The 18101-nt window shown below is 66.2% G+C and carries 16 protein-coding genes; 9 read left to right on the top strand and 7 right to left on the bottom strand.

The window, feature by feature from the left end; genetic code table 11:
* Window positions 1–79: 79 nt before the first annotated feature.
* From ACIO3S_RS07670 to ACIO3S_RS07680, 3 genes are all read right to left on the bottom strand, one after another.
* Window positions 80–1105: an AraC family transcriptional regulator gene (locus ACIO3S_RS07670; RefSeq protein WP_400461223.1), complete on the bottom strand. Its 1026-nt coding sequence runs from the start codon at window positions 1103–1105 to the stop codon at window positions 80–82.
* Window positions 1106–1188: 83 nt separating this feature from the next.
* Window positions 1189–2091: a bifunctional methylenetetrahydrofolate dehydrogenase/methenyltetrahydrofolate cyclohydrolase FolD gene (gene folD, locus ACIO3S_RS07675; RefSeq protein WP_400461226.1), complete on the bottom strand. Its 903-nt coding sequence runs from the start codon at window positions 2089–2091 to the stop codon at window positions 1189–1191.
* A gap of 1 nt (window position 2092) precedes the next feature.
* Window positions 2093–3511, bottom strand: a complete 1419-nt coding sequence (locus ACIO3S_RS07680; RefSeq protein ID WP_400461229.1) for a hypothetical protein — start codon at window positions 3509–3511, stop codon at window positions 2093–2095.
* Between the two features lie 319 nt (window positions 3512–3830).
* On the opposite strand from ACIO3S_RS07680, the gene ACIO3S_RS07685 reads away from it, so the two are divergent.
* Complete coding sequence (locus ACIO3S_RS07685) at window positions 3831–4802, top strand: amidohydrolase family protein (RefSeq protein ID WP_400461232.1); 972 nt, start codon at window positions 3831–3833, stop codon at window positions 4800–4802.
* Between the two features lie 137 nt (window positions 4803–4939).
* Window positions 4940–6184, top strand: coding sequence for an MFS transporter (locus ACIO3S_RS07690; RefSeq protein ID WP_400461235.1), 1245 nt, complete (start codon window positions 4940–4942; stop codon window positions 6182–6184).
* On the opposite strand, the gene folP is transcribed toward ACIO3S_RS07690, so the two are convergent.
* From folP to ACIO3S_RS07705, 3 genes are read right to left on the bottom strand one after another with little or no spacing between them, the layout of a single operon-like run.
* Window positions 6185–6991 carry a dihydropteroate synthase gene (gene folP / locus ACIO3S_RS07695; RefSeq protein ID WP_400461238.1) on the bottom strand — a complete coding sequence of 269 codons (807 nt, stop codon included), beginning with the start codon at window positions 6989–6991 and terminating at the stop codon, window positions 6185–6187.
* A complete protein-coding gene (gene purU / locus ACIO3S_RS07700; RefSeq protein ID WP_400461240.1) occupies window positions 6991–7845 on the bottom strand; it encodes a formyltetrahydrofolate deformylase in 855 nt (284 codons plus the stop codon). The genes folP and purU overlap by 1 nt, the downstream gene beginning before the upstream one ends.
* Window positions 7842–8693, bottom strand: a complete 852-nt coding sequence (locus tag ACIO3S_RS07705; protein WP_400461243.1) for a methylenetetrahydrofolate reductase — start codon at window positions 8691–8693, stop codon at window positions 7842–7844. The genes purU and ACIO3S_RS07705 overlap by 4 nt, the downstream gene beginning before the upstream one ends.
* Before the next feature lie 244 nt (window positions 8694–8937).
* Here ACIO3S_RS07705 and ACIO3S_RS07710 point away from each other — a divergent pair, with 244 nt between their 5' ends.
* From ACIO3S_RS07710 to ACIO3S_RS07730, 5 genes are read left to right on the top strand one after another with little or no spacing between them, the layout of a single operon-like run.
* Window positions 8938–10317, top strand: coding sequence for a hypothetical protein (locus tag ACIO3S_RS07710; RefSeq protein ID WP_400461246.1), 1380 nt, complete (start codon window positions 8938–8940; stop codon window positions 10315–10317).
* Window positions 10314–11420, top strand: coding sequence for an alpha/beta fold hydrolase (locus ACIO3S_RS07715; protein ID WP_400461249.1), 1107 nt, complete (start codon window positions 10314–10316; stop codon window positions 11418–11420). Before ACIO3S_RS07710 ends, ACIO3S_RS07715 begins: the two co-directional genes overlap by 4 nt.
* Window positions 11421–11453: 33 nt before the next feature.
* Window positions 11454–11849: a YciI family protein gene (locus ACIO3S_RS07720; RefSeq protein WP_400461252.1), complete on the top strand. Its 396-nt coding sequence runs from the start codon at window positions 11454–11456 to the stop codon at window positions 11847–11849.
* 7 nt (window positions 11850–11856) lie between these two features.
* Window positions 11857–12717, top strand: coding sequence for an NmrA family NAD(P)-binding protein (locus ACIO3S_RS07725; RefSeq protein ID WP_400461255.1), 861 nt, complete (start codon window positions 11857–11859; stop codon window positions 12715–12717).
* Complete coding sequence (locus ACIO3S_RS07730; RefSeq protein ID WP_400461258.1) at window positions 12714–13763, top strand: AraC family transcriptional regulator; 1050 nt, start codon at window positions 12714–12716, stop codon at window positions 13761–13763. Before ACIO3S_RS07725 ends, ACIO3S_RS07730 begins: the two co-directional genes overlap by 4 nt.
* 686 nt (window positions 13764–14449) lie before the next feature.
* Here ACIO3S_RS07730 and ACIO3S_RS07735 read toward each other — a convergent pair.
* Window positions 14450–15802 (bottom strand): MFS transporter, encoded by a 1353-nt coding sequence (locus ACIO3S_RS07735; protein WP_400461261.1) that lies wholly within the window; start codon window positions 15800–15802, stop codon window positions 14450–14452.
* 256 nt (window positions 15803–16058) lie between these two features.
* On the opposite strand from ACIO3S_RS07735, the gene ACIO3S_RS07740 reads away from it, so the two are divergent.
* Both ACIO3S_RS07740 and ACIO3S_RS07745 read left to right on the top strand, forming a co-directional pair.
* The gene (locus ACIO3S_RS07740; RefSeq protein WP_400461263.1) at window positions 16059–17246 is read left to right on the top strand and encodes a CaiB/BaiF CoA transferase family protein; all 1188 of its coding nucleotides are present in this window, start codon (window positions 16059–16061) and stop codon (window positions 17244–17246) included.
* Window positions 17230–18027, top strand: a complete 798-nt coding sequence (locus tag ACIO3S_RS07745) for an enoyl-CoA hydratase/isomerase family protein (RefSeq protein WP_400461266.1) — start codon at window positions 17230–17232, stop codon at window positions 18025–18027. Before ACIO3S_RS07740 ends, ACIO3S_RS07745 begins: the two co-directional genes overlap by 17 nt.
* Window positions 18028–18101: the final 74 nt, after the last annotated feature.

An 18101-nucleotide genomic window follows, 5' to 3' on the forward strand; every position in this document is an offset into this window, starting at 1 on the left:
GGCGATGCCGGTGTGTGCTGGGACCTCAAGCACGCTACGAAGAGGACGAGTGAGCGACTATCCGATGCGATCTGTCGCGCTATGCAGTTTCCGAATGGTGAGAGGCAGGGGAGTTGAGCGTCTCCGAAGGCATCTCGCCGTACTGGGCCCGGTAGCGGGCAGCGAAGCGTCCGAGATGGGGGAAGCCCCATCGCAGGGCGACCTCGGTGACCGTGGTCTCTGACGGGTCCAGGTCGCGGAGGTCGTCGTGGGCACGCTCCAAGCGGATCCTGTGCATGTACTGCAGCGGAGTCTGGTCGAGGTCCCTGCGGAACGCCATCTCAAGTGCCCGAACGCCGACATGGACGGCTCGAGCCAGGTCCGGAACCGTGTACTCCGCTCGAGGCTCTGCGGCGAGGAGGTCGATCGCCTGGCGGACGTGGGCCGACCTGGGCACCTCCCGGATCTGATGGATGACGTCGGTGTGGTTGTTGGGCACGGAGAGCCACAGCGTGGTGATCGCCTGTTCGCGCAGCCGCCTCGCCAAGGACAGCGGAACGGCCTTTCGGGGGCCGATGCGGGAGAAGACGTCGGTGAACAGCTGCGCCGTGCCGATGACGGCGCGCGACGCCGAGCCGGTCACCACGGGAGAAGAAGCCACGAACGGGCGTTCGTCGGCCTGAGGGGCCACCCAGCGAAGGGCCTGGTTGAGCACTGCCGACTCCACCTTCAGCGCCAGCACGGTGGTCCCGCGTGCCCAGCGCACGCGGCTGTCGTCGTGTCCGGGGGAGAGGACGACCATCGAGCGCTCCGGTTCGGCGACATGCTCGTGTCCATCCTGTTCGACCGCCAGCTGGCCGCAAAGCGGCACCAGGACAGCGAGAAAGCCGTCGAACCGGGGGCGCTCGATCGTGACATCGGTGCCGTAACGGATGACACCGAGGGTCGCGGGACCAACCTCGACGGCGTCGAAAGCCGCCGCGAAGTCGACCTCCTGGCCGTACACCCGCAGTCGGTGCGGCGCCGTCACGCGTGTCGCGGACTCCTGCGCTACCAAGGGGTCCCTGGTCCGGAAGAGCTCGAACCCGGCGAGGGGCTCGGTCTCCGACGTCGCTGTCACTGCCATGGTCGAGCCCTTCGTGCGGGGTGCCTCTCCCGCCAGGCTGCACGTGACGGCGCTCACATGTCAAGGCCTCCGAGGTTCGCCCCTCACGCCGAACGTGCTTCCGGCCGCGACACCGATGACCCGATCAACGCGGGCTGACGACGCTCGGCCGAGAGCACGGTGTGCTTCAGCAACATGGTGATCGTCATCGGTCCTACGCCACCCGGCACAGGGGTGATGTACGACGCCTTGTGACGTACCTGCTCGAAGTCGACGTCGCCGACGACGCGGTTGGTGCCGGCGACACGGTTGATGCCGACGTCGATGACGACCGCGCCGTCGTGCACCATCTCGGCCGTCACGAGCCCCGGTACGCCTGCGGCGACCACCAGCAGGTCGGCCAGTCGGGTGAACTGCGCCAGATCCCGTGTCAGCGCGTGACAGATGGAAACGGTTGCGTCCCGGCGGGTCAGCATGAGACCGAGTGGCTTGCCCACGATGGCGCTGGCGCCAACCACGACGGCATTCTGGCCGGCGACCTCGATGCCTTCATGGGAGAGCATCTCCATCACGCCGTGCGGAGTGCACGGTGGGAAGACCGGATGGCCCGCGACGAGTCCGCCGATGTTGTACTGATGGAAGCCGTCCACGTCCTTGCTGAGCTCGATGGCCTCCAGCACCTGCCGCGCATCCACCTGCGGCGGAAGCGGCAGCTGAACGAGGATCCCATGGACGTCCTCGCGACCGTTGAGCACTTCGATCAGGCTCACGAGCTCCGCGGTGGTGACGCTGGCCGGTAGATCGTGCCGGATCGACATGATCCCCACCTGCGCGCAGGCCCGCTGCTTGTTGCGGACGTAGACCTGCGACGCAGGATCGTCACCGACCAGAACAACCGCAAGGCCGGGACCGCGACCGGTGCGTGCCCTGAGGATCTCGACACGCGCCGAAAGATCCTCTCGGATCTCGCTTGCGATCGCAGTGCCGTCGATGATGCGTGCGACCACGTCAGCCCCTCGGCGCTTCGGAGTGGCCGGTCGACTGTGGAGAATACGCGAACGGAGCCGGCGCGACCGTCGCGCGTACCTCCATCTGCCGGTGCCGCTCGACGCGCGCCTTGCGCGAGCCACCATCCGGCTCGCCCCACAGTACGGTCACCTCGGTGCCCGGCTCGGCCTGTGCCGCATCGAGCATCGCGAGAGAGAGGATCCGTCGCTCGTTGGCTGAGTACCCGCAGAACGTCGACAGGCCAACGGGCCGAGCGTCGATAGACACCGTGTCGCGCTGCACCAGCAAGCCGTAGTCCGCCATGGGGAAGTCGATGAACTTGCCAGGCGTACCCTCCTCGAGGAGCGAGCCGATCACCGACAAGACGTCGTCCTTGTTCCACATCAGCGTGACGCGGCGGCGCGGCGGGTTCTGAGCGATCTCAGCCAGCGCGTCCCGACCGATGAAGTCGTGGTCGAACTTCACGATCTTGTCGTACCCGAGGTCGTAGGGGGTGGTGTAGAAGTCCTCGATCCGCGATGGCCGGAAACTGCCGGCGATCTGCCAGGTTCCCTCCCAACCATCGGCGGGCAGCCAGTGCCGGAACGCTCGCAGATCCTCGGCGGTGTAGATGCCAGGCAACGGACCGGCGATCCAACCAGACTCGTAATTGGTGCTGAAGTACGCCTTGGTGCCGCCGCGACGCAGGCCGAACTCCTCGCCGGCGCGGAGCAGGGCGTCGCGGACAGCGGCCTCGTCGTCGTACTCGCCACTGATCTCGTACGCCTTGTGCCGCCCGGCCATGCCGTGTCGGAGTACGAGGACGTCGACCCCTGCGACCTTGGTGGTGAACGTGCGGAAGGCGCCGGGGTCCGGCAGAGGCGCGCCCACGGCCTTCTCGAAGATGGTCGCGGCCAGCGGGCCGTCGAGCTGATACCGGAAGCGGACACGGGGTCCCGTGGTGTTCTCAGACGTGTTGTTGTCCCGTTGGATCGTGACGTCGCAGTCGCCCGTGCTTGCCTGGAACTCGATCCAGTTCAACAGAGGCATCCCGCTGACCAGCTCGTAGCTGTCGTCGCCATGGGCGTAGAGGATGGACTCGCCGATGATGTGGCCCTGCGGGGTGCAGCCGACGAACTGCTTCGCAAGACCCGGCTGGAGGTTGGCGAAGCTGTTGACGCCGATCCAGTTGAGCATGGCCCTGGCGTCGGGGCCGGTCACGAAGAGCTCGGGCATGTGGTGGGTCTGGTCGAACAGGATGGCCGTCTCACGCCAAGCACGCTGCTCCTCGCGCCAGTTCGAGAACTCGGCCGGGATCGGAATCCGATCGGTGCGCGTGCGGATGTTCAGACCCGGGCTGTCGTTGTAGAAGTAGTCGACGAGATCGGGACGCGAGTCGACGAGATCCTGGAGGGATCGAAGCGGGGAATCGACGGACATGTCGTACCAACCTTCCTGGTTCGCTTGTGTGCACTCGATCCGAAGCTGAGCGCCGACGCCTCGCGGGGCGTCTCCTCCCATGCTCGCGTCCCGCAGACTGCAGTCAACGCGGATGCGGCTTTCGGCCGTCGAGGCTTCGCCCCATGCCTCTTGGCGTCGCAGCGGCGCTCGATCGGTGCTCGATCGGCGCCGATGGTCAGGCTGCGAAGTGGCCTGGGCCGAATGTCGTTTGCGGGGTTGAGAGGCCGGCGGAGTCCGCGAGCATGGCGTTGCCCAGTCCCGAGCGGGCCACCTGCCTGCCTTGTCAGAGGAGAACAAAGTGCAGAACGAGACAGCACCCCTGGTCGACGTACACGCCCACCTCCTGACCCCGTGGTACGTGGAGGCAGCGTCGGCGGCAGGGCATCGGCATCCCGACGGGATGCCCTCGTGGCCGTCGTGGAGCGCCGAGGATCATCTCCGGCTCATGGACGCGCACGGCATCGAACGATCGATCCTCTCGATCTCGTCGCCAGGGGTCTGGCTCGGCGACGTGCAGTCGTCGACGGCGCTCTCTCGCCGGGTGAACGACTATGCAGCCGATGTGGTCGAGCAACATCCTGATCGCTTCCAGTTCTTCGCCTCGGTCCCGCTCCCGGCGGTCGACGAGGCGATCGCGGAGGCGACGCGTGCACTGGACGACCTCGGTGCGGCCGGCACTGTGGTGATGACCAACGCCGGCGGCGTCTACGTCAGCGACCCCACCGTGGAGCTGTTCCTCGACGAGATGGACCGGCGGGGAGCGGCGGTCTTCGTGCACCCGACCACGCCCCTGGGCTCGGAGAACACGACCTTGGGGTTCCCGCGACCCATGGTGGAGTTCTACGCCGACACCACCCGGGTGATCTCGGCCATGCTCATGAACGGTGACGTTGCTCGCCGCGAACGGCTACGCATGATCGTGCCGCACGTCGGGGCGTCGCTACCCCTGCTTGCGGACCGGCTGCGCCTGTTCGCATCGTTGCTGTCCTCGACGCCGGACGGACTCGAGCGCATCGACGAAGGTCTTGCGCGACTCTGGTTCGACCTGGCCGGGACGCCCATGCCGCTCCAGACAGACGCCCTCATCAGCCAGGTCGGCACCGGCCGGCTCCTCTACGGCAGCGACTACTGCTGGACGCCTCCCCATGTCGTCAAGTCGCAGGTCGAAGCCCTCGACTCCACGTGGCGCGCGGATGTCCACGGCCCGTGGCGTGACGTGGTGGGCGCCAACGCCGCCGACTTCCAAGCAGGCGGAGTGGCCGGCCGCTGACGGCGAGACCCACTCGGCCGATTCGCCAAGTGGCCCAAGAGGCTTCGCCCCACGACCGGCGATGAGTGTGACGTACGTCATACCGTGCCTCATCGCCTGCCGCTTGGGTCGGCGAAGATCCCGAGGAGGACCTCGTCATGAAGACAGCTGGAAGCGACCGTGGCTCACGGATGACAGCCGCGCAGGTAGCAACGGTGGGCGTGTGCCTGGCGATGGCGGTGCTCGACGGTTTCGACGCCCAGACCCTGGCGTACGCCGCGCCGTCCATCACGACCGAGTTCGGATTCAGCCCGGGCGCTCTGGGTGTCGTGTTCTCGGCGAGCCTCGTCGGCATGGCGCTGGGCAGTGTCCTCTTCGGGATGCTGGTCGACCGCCTCGGGCGCAAGGCCGGGCTCATTGCCTCGGTCGTCCTCTTCGGGCTGGCCACCCTCACGATCCCCGCTCTTGCCACCAGCGTGGAGACCTTCCTGCTCATCCGCTTCATCGCGGGAATCGGAATGGGCGGAGTGGCGCCGAGCTTCATCGCTCTCGTCTCCGAGAACGTCCCCGCACACGTCCGTTCCCGTGCCGTGATGTTGGCGGTCGGCTGCGTCTCCCTGGGTGCATTTCTCGGTGGCTTGGTGTCGCGTGCGGCCATCCCGGCGTACGGCTGGCGCTCGATCTTCATCATCGGTGGCCTGCTGCCGCTCGTGTGCGCCGTCCTGGCTGCCGTCGTCGTCCGAGGTGTCGCTACCCGCCCTCGGAGCACGGTCGATCACACGTCCACCTCGCCCGCTGTCCTCTTCCGAGAGGGCCGCGCCACCAGCACCATCGCGCTCTGGCTCGTCTACTTCCTGAACCTGCTCGTGATGTTCGCACTGCTCAACTGGCTGCCGACCCTTCTGGTCGAGGCCGGCCTCGACGCAGGAACGGCGTTCATCGGCAGCTCGCTGTTCGCTGCGGGCGGGTTCGTCGGCGGCATCCTGCTCGGGTTCCGGATCGACCGGCGCGGGCAGGCGCACGCGACACTGGTCGGCGGATACCTCATCGGCATGGTCGGTATCGGTCTGGTGCTGCTCACGACGAACACCCCGCTCCTGATGGCGGGCATCCTCCTCATCGGAGTCGGTATCGTGGGTGGACAGTCCGGGCTGACGATCCTCGCTGTCTCCCTCTACCCGCTGCCGATCCGCGGCACAGGCATCGGATGGGCGTACGCCGTGGGCCGGACCGGATCGATAGCTGGTCCGGCGCTCAACGGTGTACTGGTGGCCGGCGGGCTCGGCGCGACCTCGATCATCGGCCTCTCCGCCTTGCCTCTGGTCGCGGTGGCGCTCGGCGTGATCGCCCTCGCCGCCCTGCGGAGCCCGGCCCCGGCGGACGCCGAGGTCGCCGTCGGCTGATCAGGCTCTCAGCTGCTGCGCGGTCCGCAGCGCCACCATGGTCCCGGCCACGTCGTGGACCCGCAGCAGGTCGACGCCGCTCGATGCCAGTAGTGCGCTGACGACGGCGGTGGCGAGGTCGCGGTCGACAAGATCCGTCTCGTCACCGCAGACCTGTGTGAGCATCCGCTTTCGGCTCACGCCGACCAGCACGGGGAACCCGAGGTCCTGGACGACCTCGATGCGGCGGAGCAGTGTCCACGACTGGATGGCGTTCTTGGAGAAGCCGACGCCGGGGTCGACGATGATGTGATCCTTGTCGACCCCGGCATCGACGGCGCGATGGACTCGGTCCCGCAGCTCGGCCGCGACGTCGTCGGCCACGTCGGCGTACGTCTCCGGCCTGTGCTCCTGGACGCCCCCAGATCGCCAGTGGGTCAGCACGTAAGGAGCGCCCAGCTCAGCCACCGTGGCAAACATCGCCGGATCGGCGAGCCCGCCGCTGACGTCATTGATCATGCTCGCGCCGGCGTCGATCGAGCGGCGGGCAACCTCGGCCCGCATCGTGTCGACGGAGACCGGCACCCCTCGCTGCGAGAGAGCGCGAACGACGGGCAGTACGCGTTCGAGCTCTGTCGCAACTGAGGGGCGCCGCGCCCCGGGGCGTGTCGACTCACCACCGACGTCGACCCAGTCCGCGCCGTCCGCAGCCAGAGCCAGCCCGTGTCGTACCGCGTCGGCTGTGCTCAGGTATGCCCCGCCGTCGGAGAAGGAGTCCGGGGTCACGTTGAGGACGCCTATCACACGGGGTCGTTCAGGGGCCGGCATCACTTCAGGACGACGGTCTTGCGGCCGTGGACCATGACCCGGTTCTCGAGGTGGTAGCGCACCGCCCGCGACAAGGCCAGGCACTCGGTGTCGCGGCCGAGCGCGGTGAGGGCCGCGGCGTCCATCGTGTGGTCGACCCGCTGCACCTCCTGCTCGATGATCGGGCCTTCATCGAGGTCCGAGGTGGCGTAGTGGGCGGTCGCGCCGACGAGCTTTACGCCCCTGTCGTACGCCTGCTGGTAGGGCCGGGCGCCCTTGAAGCTGGGCAGCATCGAGTGGTGGATGTTGATGACGCGGCCGCTCAGCCGGTCGCAGAGCTCGGGCGAGAGGATCTGCATGTACCGGGCGAGCACCACCAGGTCCACCTGCTCCTGGTCGACGAGCTGCAGCAGCTTGTCCTCGGCGTCAGCCTTGGACCCGGCATCGACCGGGAGATGCACGAAGGGGATGCCGGCGGCTTGGACCATATCCCTGCAATCGGGATGGTTGGAGACGACCGCGACCACGTCCGCGGACAGCTGTTCGATGCGTACGCGGTAGAGCAGGTCACTGAGACAATGGCCGAACTTGCTGACCATGATCAGCATGCGCGGGCGCTGCTGAGAGTCGACCAGGCGCCAGTCCATGTTGAAGTCACGAGCCACGATCTCGAAGTCGGCGCGCAGCGAGTCGGCGTCGGGCGACACGTCATCGAGGCTCTCCGCGGCGACACGCATGTAGAAGCGTGCATCGTCGCGGTCACCGAACTGTTCGGTCTCGACGATGTTGAGGCCATGAGCGGTCACGAAGGTGGAGACCGCCTGGACGATGCCAGGACGGTCCGGGCAGGACAGGGTGAGGACGAGCTCGCTCATGACATTGCTCCGTACGTCTTGGCCCAGGCGCGGAAGACCGGCACCTGATTGAACGTGAATGCGTGGAGGCCCTCGATGTCACTGCCCGGCTTGTCAGAAACGACAGAGCGGATCAGCGGAAGGGGGTCGTAGGTTCGGCCGAGGAGTACGTTGCCGACCAGTCCGTGCTGCTTGGAGAGGAAGCGCAACGACTGCCCGACTCCGATGCGGAGCGACAGCTCGGTGAGCTTGGCGAGCTTGAGGGGACCGGCGATGCCGACGCGGAGCGGCAACGTCACGCCCCGTGCACGCGCTTGAGCCAGCCACGTCGTGAGCGCCTCGGCGTCGAAGCACATCTGGCTGACCATGTAGGTGGCCGAGCTCTGCTTGCGTAGCAGCGCCTCCCACAGGCGGTCGTCGCCGATGTGCGGGTGGCCCTCGGGATAGCAGCCGACCCCGATCCGGGTGAACGGATGCTCGATCTCCGCCAGGTCGTCGAGCAGTTGTCCCGCCTCGCTATAGCGGCCGACGGGAGCGGTGGCGTCGCCGCCGATCACGTAGAGGTCGGTCACCCCGAGGTCCGCGACCCGACGTACGACGTCATGGAGCGCTGCGCGGTCCTCGACCATGCGGGCCGCGATGTGGGGAACGACTCGTCGCCCTGCGCTTGCCGCCACTTCGCACTGCTCCAGAGTGCGACTCAGCCCGAACTTCGGGGAGCACGTCACCGCGACGGTCGCGCCCGGGGAGGTTGCCATGATCTGCTCCGGTCCGCCTTTCAACGGGATGACCTCCATCGTGGCGTCGGTCAGCATCTGGAGAAGCCGGCCGTCTACCTCTGGTGAGGTTGTGGGCTGGTCGGTGGCCATCGAGTCTCCTTTTGGATCGGGGCCGCTCAGGGGAGGGCCCGCGGGTTGGCGATGACGAGAAACGCTAGGTGTCGGCAGACGCCTCTGCGAGCCGCCTGCCGAAGCTCTCTGCGCCGGCTGGCGAAGCTGGTTTCGGGGGTTCGCGAAGTGCACCCGATCGGTTCGGTCCGTGGCTATCCGGCCCGCTCAAGCGCTCCTACATTCGGTTGGCACACGTGCATTCGCCTGACGAAGGAACGCGATGATGACCACTCCCAACCTCGAGCAAGCCATCGACCGCAGCGGCGGAAATCCCGCCAAGATGCTGCGCGCCGATGGCCGCGGCCCGTACCAGTTCCCGATTCCGCAGATGGAGTATGCGAACTGGCGTGACGAACAGCGGGTGTGGAGGGAATCCGCGATCTTCTTCGATCAGTCCTTCCACATGAGCGATGTCTACTTCCGTGGCCCCGACGCGAAACGGCTGCTCTCCGAGGTTGGCGTGAACTCGTTCCGCACCTTCGGGAGAGACAAGGCCAAGCAGTTCGTGGCGACGAACCCGCGCGGCCATGTCATCGGCGACGCCATCCTCTTCGGGCTCGACGAGGAGGAGTACGCCCTGGTCGGTTCGCCAGTGGCCGCTAACTGGGTGCAGTTCCACGCCGAGACCGGCGGCTACAAGGTCGACGTGGAGCGGGATGACGCCAGCCCGATCAACCCCCGGGAGCGACTGCTGTTCCGCTACCAGGTACAGGGACCCGCCGCCCTCGAGATCGTCCAGAAAGCTTCAGGCGGGACCCTCGGCCGGGTGAAGTTCTTCAACATCGGCGAGTTCCAGATCGCCGGAGTGACGGTCCGGGCGCTCAACCACACCATGGTCGGTATCCCCGGCCAGGAGCACACCGGCCTGGAGATCTTCGGGCCACGGGCACATTCAGCACCGGTCAAGGAAGCACTGCTCGAGGCCGGCTCGGGGCTCGGGATGCTCCAGGGCGGCGCGGTGTCCTACCCGACCACGTCCAACGAGTCCGGATGGATCGCCCGCCCCCTCCCGGCGGTCTACACCGGGGACGACATGCGTCCCTACCGGGAACACCTCCCCGCGCACGGCTTCGAGGCGCACGCCTCGCTCGGAGGAAGTTTCGTGTCCGACTCCATCGAGGACTACTACCTCACGCCGTACGACCTGGGTTATGGCCGCGTGGTCAGCTTCGACCACGACTTCATCGGCCGCGAGGCGCTCGAGCAGATCGCTGTCGCACCGCCTCGCCAGAAGGTGTGGCTCGACTGGGACGCGGGGGACACCGGCCACATCCTGACGAGCAGCCTGTTCGCCAATGGTCGCGGGGCCAAGTACCTGAGCCTGCCGACCGGCGGCTATTCCCTCCTCCACTACGACCGGGTGCTGCTCGACGGGACGGGCGTCGGCGTCGCGATGGACCCGATGTTCACGATGAACCACGGCAACGTCACCTCGCTGGCCAGCATCGACGCCGGCCTTGCCGAGGACGGACAGCGACTGACCCTCGTGTGGGGCGACGAGGCCTCCATCGGCGTCAAACCACAGGTCGAACCTCACCGCGAGACACAGGTGCGCGTGACAGTGCGTACGAGCCCCCGCACAAGCCAAGGAGCACGACGATGACCACCACCCCCGCCAGCGCCAGGACGGAAGACGACTGGACCGAGCCGCCCGAGCGGGTAGCGCCCCACTTGGCCGCCGCGGCAGCCATGTGGCAGGAGCTGCCCGGGTTGCTGCCGAAGATGGTGGCGACCCCTGAGGACTTCGTCGAGGCTGATGCTCCGATGGGAGCCATCGCTCGACGCCTCGTGGCCATCCCCAAAGTGACCGCGCCCCCTACCTCCGGTGAAGGTGAGGTGGAGGAGCTCAGGGGCGTGGAGTTCACCCACCACTTCGTCGATGCACCTGGTGACGGAGAGAGCGTGCGATGGCACTACGTCGAGAGCGGACCGAAGGACGGTGATCCGGTCGTCTTCCTGCACGGCGTACCGGACTCGTGGTTCCAGTGGCACGTCGTGATGGCCGCGATCTCGGACCGTCACCGCTGCATCGCCATCGACCTCAAGGGATACGGCCAGTCGGACAAGCGCACCGGCGACTACCGGCAGGAGGGCGTGGCCGATCAGCTGATCGCGCTGCTGGACACCATCGGTGTCGACCGCTTCAGCCTCATCACCCACGACCGAGGGACACCGCCGGCGGACCACATGGTGGCCAAGCTGGGCACCCGCGTGATCCGGTACGGCCGTGGCCAGCAGCATCTGTGGCACCTCCATCCCAGTCTTCACCCGCAGGAGAAGATGTTCACGGCGCCCACCGCGCCGTTCGTGCTCGGCGACGCTCGTACGTTCACGATCGTCGGCTACACGGCGCTCGGTGCGAAGCCGGTCGACGACAAGCTTCTCGAGCGGACGATCGCCGAGTTCTCCTACCCGGGCATCAACTCGGCGGTCCCTCGCTACTTCCACTCCTCCTCCTTCCGACAGGAATGGATCGAGCGCCGAACGCGTCTCATCGCCGCCTGGCGCTGCCCGGTGCTGCTGCTTCAGGGAAGCCACGACCCCGGTCAGCCGCACGAGTTCTACAGCGACCCCGATGTGCTCGCGATGCTGCCGAAGGGCAGCGGGCTGCACCTGTTCGACGCCGGACACTTCTGGCCGTTCGAGGTTCCGGACGACGCAGCCGAAACCATTCGCAGCTTCGTCGACGGCGACCTCGACGACTGACCGAAACAGACATCAAGGAAGAAAGGCACTTCGATGAGCAACGACACCGCCGACCAAGTGGACGGCATGACGTGGGGGCAGCTGCTGGAGCGCTCGCGCCAGCTCGACCTGCACGCGGAGCAGCTGTTCCTGATCCGGTCCACGCCGATCAACGGGTTCGCGCCCGTCGAGGACGCACTGGAGGAGCACCTGCCGTACCAGAAGAAGCTCGAGGACAGTGGCGTGATGTTCGGGGCAGGACCCCTGGCATCACCCGAGGGGACGGAGTGGAACGGCGAGGGTGTCTTCGTCTACCGCGCCGCGAGCCTCGAGGAGGCCGTCCGGCTGGCGGAGGCTGACCCGATGCACTCGCGAGGGGCTCGCCGGTTCGAGGTTCGCGCCTGGTGCCTGAACGAGGGCACGACCACCAAGTCCTCCGTCGGGGGCTGATGCAGCCATGATCTTGGTGACTGGAGCGACCGGGACCATCGGCCGGTCTGTCGTGTCGGGACTGATCGACGCGGGGACGCCCTTCCGGGCGACGACACGTCAGGAGTCGATCGCAGGTTCCGAGCCGTACACGGCGCGGATGGACCTGGGCGATCGCGACTCGGTTGTGGCTGCGCTCAAGGACGTTGAGACGGTGTTCCTGAACAGCAGCCAACACCCGGAGATGGCCTTGCACCAGGGCGGGCTCATCGATGCGGCAGTAGAGGCCGGCGTACGCCATGTCGTGAAGGTCTCGGCCGGCAGCGCGGCGACCGGCGCCGACAAGCCGAGCTGGGTCGGCCGCGCGCATGCGCAGATTGAGGCACACCTCAAGCGGTCCGGACTGGGAGCGACGATCCTGCGTCCGAACTACTTTATGCAGAATCTGCTCGGCCTCGCCCCTGCGATCGCCGCGGGCAAGCTCCCCATGGCGCTGCATGAGCAGCGCCTAGCCCCGATCGATGCCCGAGACATCGCGGCCGTCGCCACCGCCGTATTCCGCGACCCTGACACTCACCGCGGGCGTTCCTATGACCTCACCGGGCCAGAATCCCTGACACCGATCGACATCGCCGACCTCATCTCAGCAGGGTTGGGGAAACGGGTCGCCCACGTCCCGCTCACCCTCGACGAACTGGGCGCAAGCGCGGCGCGTGCCGGCGCATCTGAGTGGATACAGCGACACGTGGTGGAGCTCATGGACATCTACGCCCGCGACGAATCCGTCGGGCTCGTGTCTCGCGACGTAGAACTGGTGACCGGGCGTACGCCGGTTAGACTGGCGAAATTCGTGAAGGACCACGCATCGAGGTTTGGGAGCGTGACATGAGCGCCATACCGGACGTCGCCGGCCGGCCGAGCGCGGAAGACGCGCTCCTGCAGTCCCTCTCTGCCTACAAACGTTATGAGACCTACGATCTCGCGGTTGCGGAGGCGGGAATCAGACAGTTCATGGCACCCGGCAGACTGAGCGTACGTCGTGGTTACCGCGACCACGTCGATGCTCGTGCTTATTACGCCGACACTGGTTCCGTCGGGGTCGGGCGGATGAGTTATGGCGCGGAGGTACGTGTCGACAGGCAGGCGGACTCTCGATACCTCGGGGTCACGATCCCGTTGTCAGGGACGATACGCGTCTGGCGAGGTGGTGAGGTCGTCGAGGCCAGGGCCGGTGAGTCACTGGTGGTGATCGCAGCAGACGGGCGCTTCCGGGCCGAGTGGAGCGCCGACTGCGATGCCCTCATGCTGCGCATGACGACCTCCTCGCTAGCGCGCGCAGCGGGCGCGCTGACCGGTGAGTGGGAGTCGGGCCGGCCACCGCGGTTCGTGCATCAGGTGCTCCCACTCGAGGAGGGTTATGCAGTCCACGCCGCCGCCAGATTGCTCGCGCAGATCCTCGGGCAGTACGACGACATCGCCGTCGTGCCGAACGGGCTGCTCCATCAACTTTCCGAGCACGCGCTGAGCGCTGCACTACTCGGGTTGGAGCACGATCTCAGCGCCCCGACCCAACGCACCTTCCACGCTGCCCCGAGCAGTGCCGTGCGGTCAGCGATCCGCTTGATCGACGGTGAGGATGCCGAGGTTTTCAACGTGAACGAGTTGGCGCGCCACGTGGGAATTACCGTTCGTGCGCTTGAGCTCGGCTTCCGGCGAGTGCTCGACGAAACTCCATATCAGTACATGCGACGGATCCGGCTCGAGCGAGCACATCGCGACCTATCGTCCGCCGACCCCACCACCGGAACCACGGTCACCGAGATCGCGACCAGATGGGGATTTTTCCACACTGGGCGATTCGCTGCGTCTTACAAGGAGACCTACGGCGTCATGCCCTCTGCGACCTTGAACGCGTCACCGACGGGCCGCGACTGAAGGCTGCCAGCGTGACAACTTCGGTGAGAAACCGGCTACACCCCCAAACCGCGATTAGCCACATTGGGCTTGTTCACCGAGCGCTGACCACAGCAGCACGATCGTGAGCTTGCATTGCGAGCTGGCATGCTGTCGACGACGTCCAACAGCATCGATGCCGTTTTCGTCGCTAGCATCTGTTCGGTGAACGCAGGTCTGCTTGTCATGCCCAGGGGGATTGTGCCGCCCGGCGTCGGTGATCCTGTCTGACCAAGGAATGCCTCCGGTTACGGAGTGAAAATGTCTAGTTGTAATGAACACGAGCGTTGTTGACGGCAGGCGTGCGGGTCCGATGGCAGACGGCGGGTGGTGTAGTTCTCACTCACAGCGGCTGCTGTCGGTGCCTTCGGTGAGCACGTCCCCGAGCGACATGGCGACTGCGTGGAGGCAGGTCGCGAAGTTCGTCTCGCCGTGCCCCTCAGCCCAGCAGTCGAGGGCGTTCTGGGATGCGATGGTGGCGATCTGCGCCCCGACTCCTGTTCACAGGCAGCTTGGCACGACATAGACGGGTCCTCCGGTCCACTCTGCCGCGCCCTTGAACCGGTGCCTCCGACGGCACCGCAAAACGCCTTCGAATGAGTCAGTGGCGCCCGCCCAGAGTAGGCGAGCGCCACTGGCAGACCGATGGATGGGCCGCGGCTTGTCCCTCAGGCGTACAACGCTGACTCTTCTTCCGCCTCGCGGTCGAGGCGGGAGAGGTCAATTCCCTTCGTCTCGCTGAGGAAGGCCACTGCGACGGTGGACACAAGCGCCGCGACGGACAGGTAGCAAGCGATCGGCACCCAAGACTCGTAGGACTGCAGAAGCGATGTGCTGATGAAAGGAGCGAGCGAGCCGGCGAAGATCGCGGTCACCTGGTATCCGAGGGATACGCCGGTGTAGCGCATGCGCGTGGGGAACATCTCGGCCATCATGGCGGGCTGTGGGGCGTACATCAGGCCGTGTACCAGCAGGCCGAGCGTGATACCCAGGAAGATGAGCGCGTCTTGGCCGGTGGCGAGTAGCGGGAAGCCGACGAATCCCCAGCCGACGGCTAGGACGGAACCGGCCAGGAATACCGGCTTCCGACCGATGGCGTCGGCGAGTCGCCCGAAGAGTGGCACGGCAACGAAGTGGATGCCGTGCGCCCCGAGCATGAGCCCCAGAATTTCCGTGGCGGTGCTGCCTACCTTGAAGGCGAGGTAGGTGATCGAGAAGGTGACGACCATCTGGTACATGATGTTCTCCGCGACGCGAGCTCCCATCGCGATCAAGACCTGACGCGGGTACTGTTTGATGACCTGGAGGACCCCAGGCGTCGTTTCGTTGGAAGCCTCGGCGGCCGCACGGGCCTCGACGAAGAGAGGCGCCTCATCGACGCGGGTGCGGATGTAGTAGCCCACGATCACGATGACGGCCGACAGCCAGAATGCGATGCGCCAGCCGTAGGACAGGAAAGCTGCTTCGGGCATGGTGAAGGACAGTGCCGTCAGGACAAGGGTGGCGACGAAGTTGCCGAGCGGCAGGCCCGCCTGTACCCAACTGGTCCAGAATCCGCGGCTGTTTTGGGGGCTGTGCTCACCAACGAGGAGGACTGCGCCACCCCACTCGCCTCCTAGGCCAATGCCTTGGACGAACCGAAGGACGACGAGCGACAGCGGCGCCAGGTAGCCGATGTTCGCGAAGCTCGGGATGCACCCGATCGCGAAGGTGGACGCGCCTACCAGAAGCAGACTCACCTGGAGCAGTTTCTTGCGGCCAAGTCGGTCACCGAAATAGCCGAAGACGATGCCGCCCAACGGGCGGGCAATGAAGCCGACGGCGTAAATCAGCAGTGCGCTGATGACACCGTCGAGTGTGCTGTCCGAGGCTGGGAAGAACAGCGTCCCAAACACCAGTGCTGAGGCTGCCGAGTACAGCAGGAACTCGTACCACTCGATGACGGTGCCGGCCATGGATGCCGCGACGACCTTCTTGAGTGCGGTGGGCTGGGGATTCTCCTGGTGGAGGGCGTGGGTCATGTCTACTCCTTTCGATACCGGGCAGGCGTGGGTCGTGGTTGCGATGTCGTCCGTGGCAAGCTCTGCGAGCCAGCGCTCCGGCTTTCCGCCGATTGTGTTCCCGGTCACGTTGGGGTGGAGTCAAGCACGGTACAACACTAAGCGCAATCGGTTGCGCAAAAGTTGTCCCAAATCCATTCTCGCTGTGGACAACCGATTGCGCATTCTGATCTAATTCGGTTCGAATCAGTCCGTTGCAATCACAGAGGAGGCCACGATGGGGATGCTTGACGGTGTGCGAGTCGTGAGTTTCACCCACTTCCTGCAGGGCCCATCAGCGACTCAGCTGCTGGCAGACCTGGGGGCGGATGTCATCAAGATCGAGCCCCCGAGTGGCGCGTTCGAGCGCTCCTGGTCGGGCCCGGACGCCTATCTGAATGGCGAGAGCGTCTTCTTCCTGCTCGGCAACCGCAATGTTCGGAGTCTCGTGGTCGATCTGAAGGACCCCGAGTGGCGTGAGGTGGTGCTGCGCCTCATCGAGGAGGCCGATGTGCTCATCCAGAGCTTCCGGCCCGGTGTCATGGACCGACTCGGCCTCGGCTGGGAGGAACTCAGGACCCGCAACCCACGGCTGGTCTACTGTTCGCTGTCTGGATATGGCGGGGACGGCCCGTACCGTGGTCTCCCCGGTCAGGATGTCCTGTTGCAGTCGATGTCGGGGATCGCAGCCAACACCGGCGCAGCTGGCGAGCCGCCGACGCCGGTCGGGGCGTCGCTGGTCGACCAGCATGGTGCGGTACTCGGTGCATTCGGCATCCTCGCGGCCCTACACGGACGTGAACACACGGGCCGGGGATCTCACGTGGAGAGCAACCTGCTCAGCGCAGCGCTCGACCTGCAGATCGAGCCCCTGTCGTACTTCCTGAACGGCTTTGCCGGACAGCGCAGCAGCACTCGGGTGTCATCTCCGTACTACAAGGCTCCGTACGGTGTCTTCGCGACCGCTGACGGCCACCTGACGCTGTCCTTGAACTCGCTTGCCCTGCTCGCGAGCGTCTTCGACGACGACTGGTTCCTGACGGTCGAAGAGCAGTCGTCGTACGCGCGCCGTGAGGACGTCAACGCACGGGTTGCCAAGCACATGAGTCAGCGGTCGACGGGGGAGTGGCGCGAGATCTTCGGTGCCGCGAAGGTGTGGTTCGCCCCGGTGAATACCTACGCCGAGGTCGTGCGTGACCCACAGGTGCTGCACAATCAGACGCTTCTCGAGTTCGACCACCCGCGCGCTGGCGCGGTCAGGTTGCTTTCCCATCCCGTGGCTTACGACGGCCAACGTCCAGGAGTCCGCTCGATCCCCCCGGATCTCGGAAGCGCGAATTCTGAGGTGCTCAGCGCGCTGGGTTACGCCGCCGAGGACGTGGAACGACTCCAGGCGAAGGTGGTGCGGCATGACGGCGACCGCTGATGCTGCGCAGTCGGTGATCATTCATGCGGGCGCTGGCGAAGGCATCCAGCACCTCGAGCTGAACCGGCCGACGAAACGAAATGCACTGGATGTCGGCATGCTCCGTGAGCTGAACGACGCCATCCACGGCCGGTCGTCGGCTGCCCGCGTCGTGGTTATCAGCGGGGGCGCGTTCTTCTGCGCGGGTGCCGACATTGCTGTGTACGCACACGGCAATCACGGCCAGCGCGTCGAGCTCACCCGTGCTGCGGGCCAGTTGATCGATACCCTCAGCACCACGCCACTGCCCGTGGTGGTTGCCGTCGAGGGCATGGCCCTGGGCGGAGGATTCGAGCTCGTGCTGGCTGCCGACATCGTCGTGGCCGGCCACAGCACGCAGGTAGGCCTGCCAGAGGTATCGCTTGGCCTGATTCCGGGCTGGGGTGGCACTCAGCGATTGGCCGCCCAGGTCGGCACTCGCCGCGCGAAGGAGATGATCATGCTGCAGAAGCGGATCCCCGCGGAGGAGGCTCGCGTACTCGGACTCATCAACGAAGTCGTGCCCGACGGCACCAGCCTCGAACGTGCGCTGACCATCGCGCGTCAGCTTGTCGCCTCCTCGGCGACGGCGCTAGCAGCAACGAAGGAGCTGACCTCCAGCACCGAGCGTTCCCTCGCCTACGACGCCGAGCGGGCGAGGTTGACGCAGCTGTTCACCTCTGCGGACGGCGTAGAGGGGGTGGCCGCATTCGTCGAGAAACGCCCCGCCTTCTTCCGCGGGCGACTCGGGACGGAGGACTGACGTGAGAGACGGCCCCTGGACTTCGAGCATTGGTACATCGTCGCGTGCAACCCGGACGACCCGCTGAGATAGCG

This window comes from Nocardioides sp. NPDC087217, from assembly GCF_044744805.1.
Lineage (GTDB): Bacteria > Actinomycetota > Actinomycetes > Propionibacteriales > Nocardioidaceae > Nocardioides.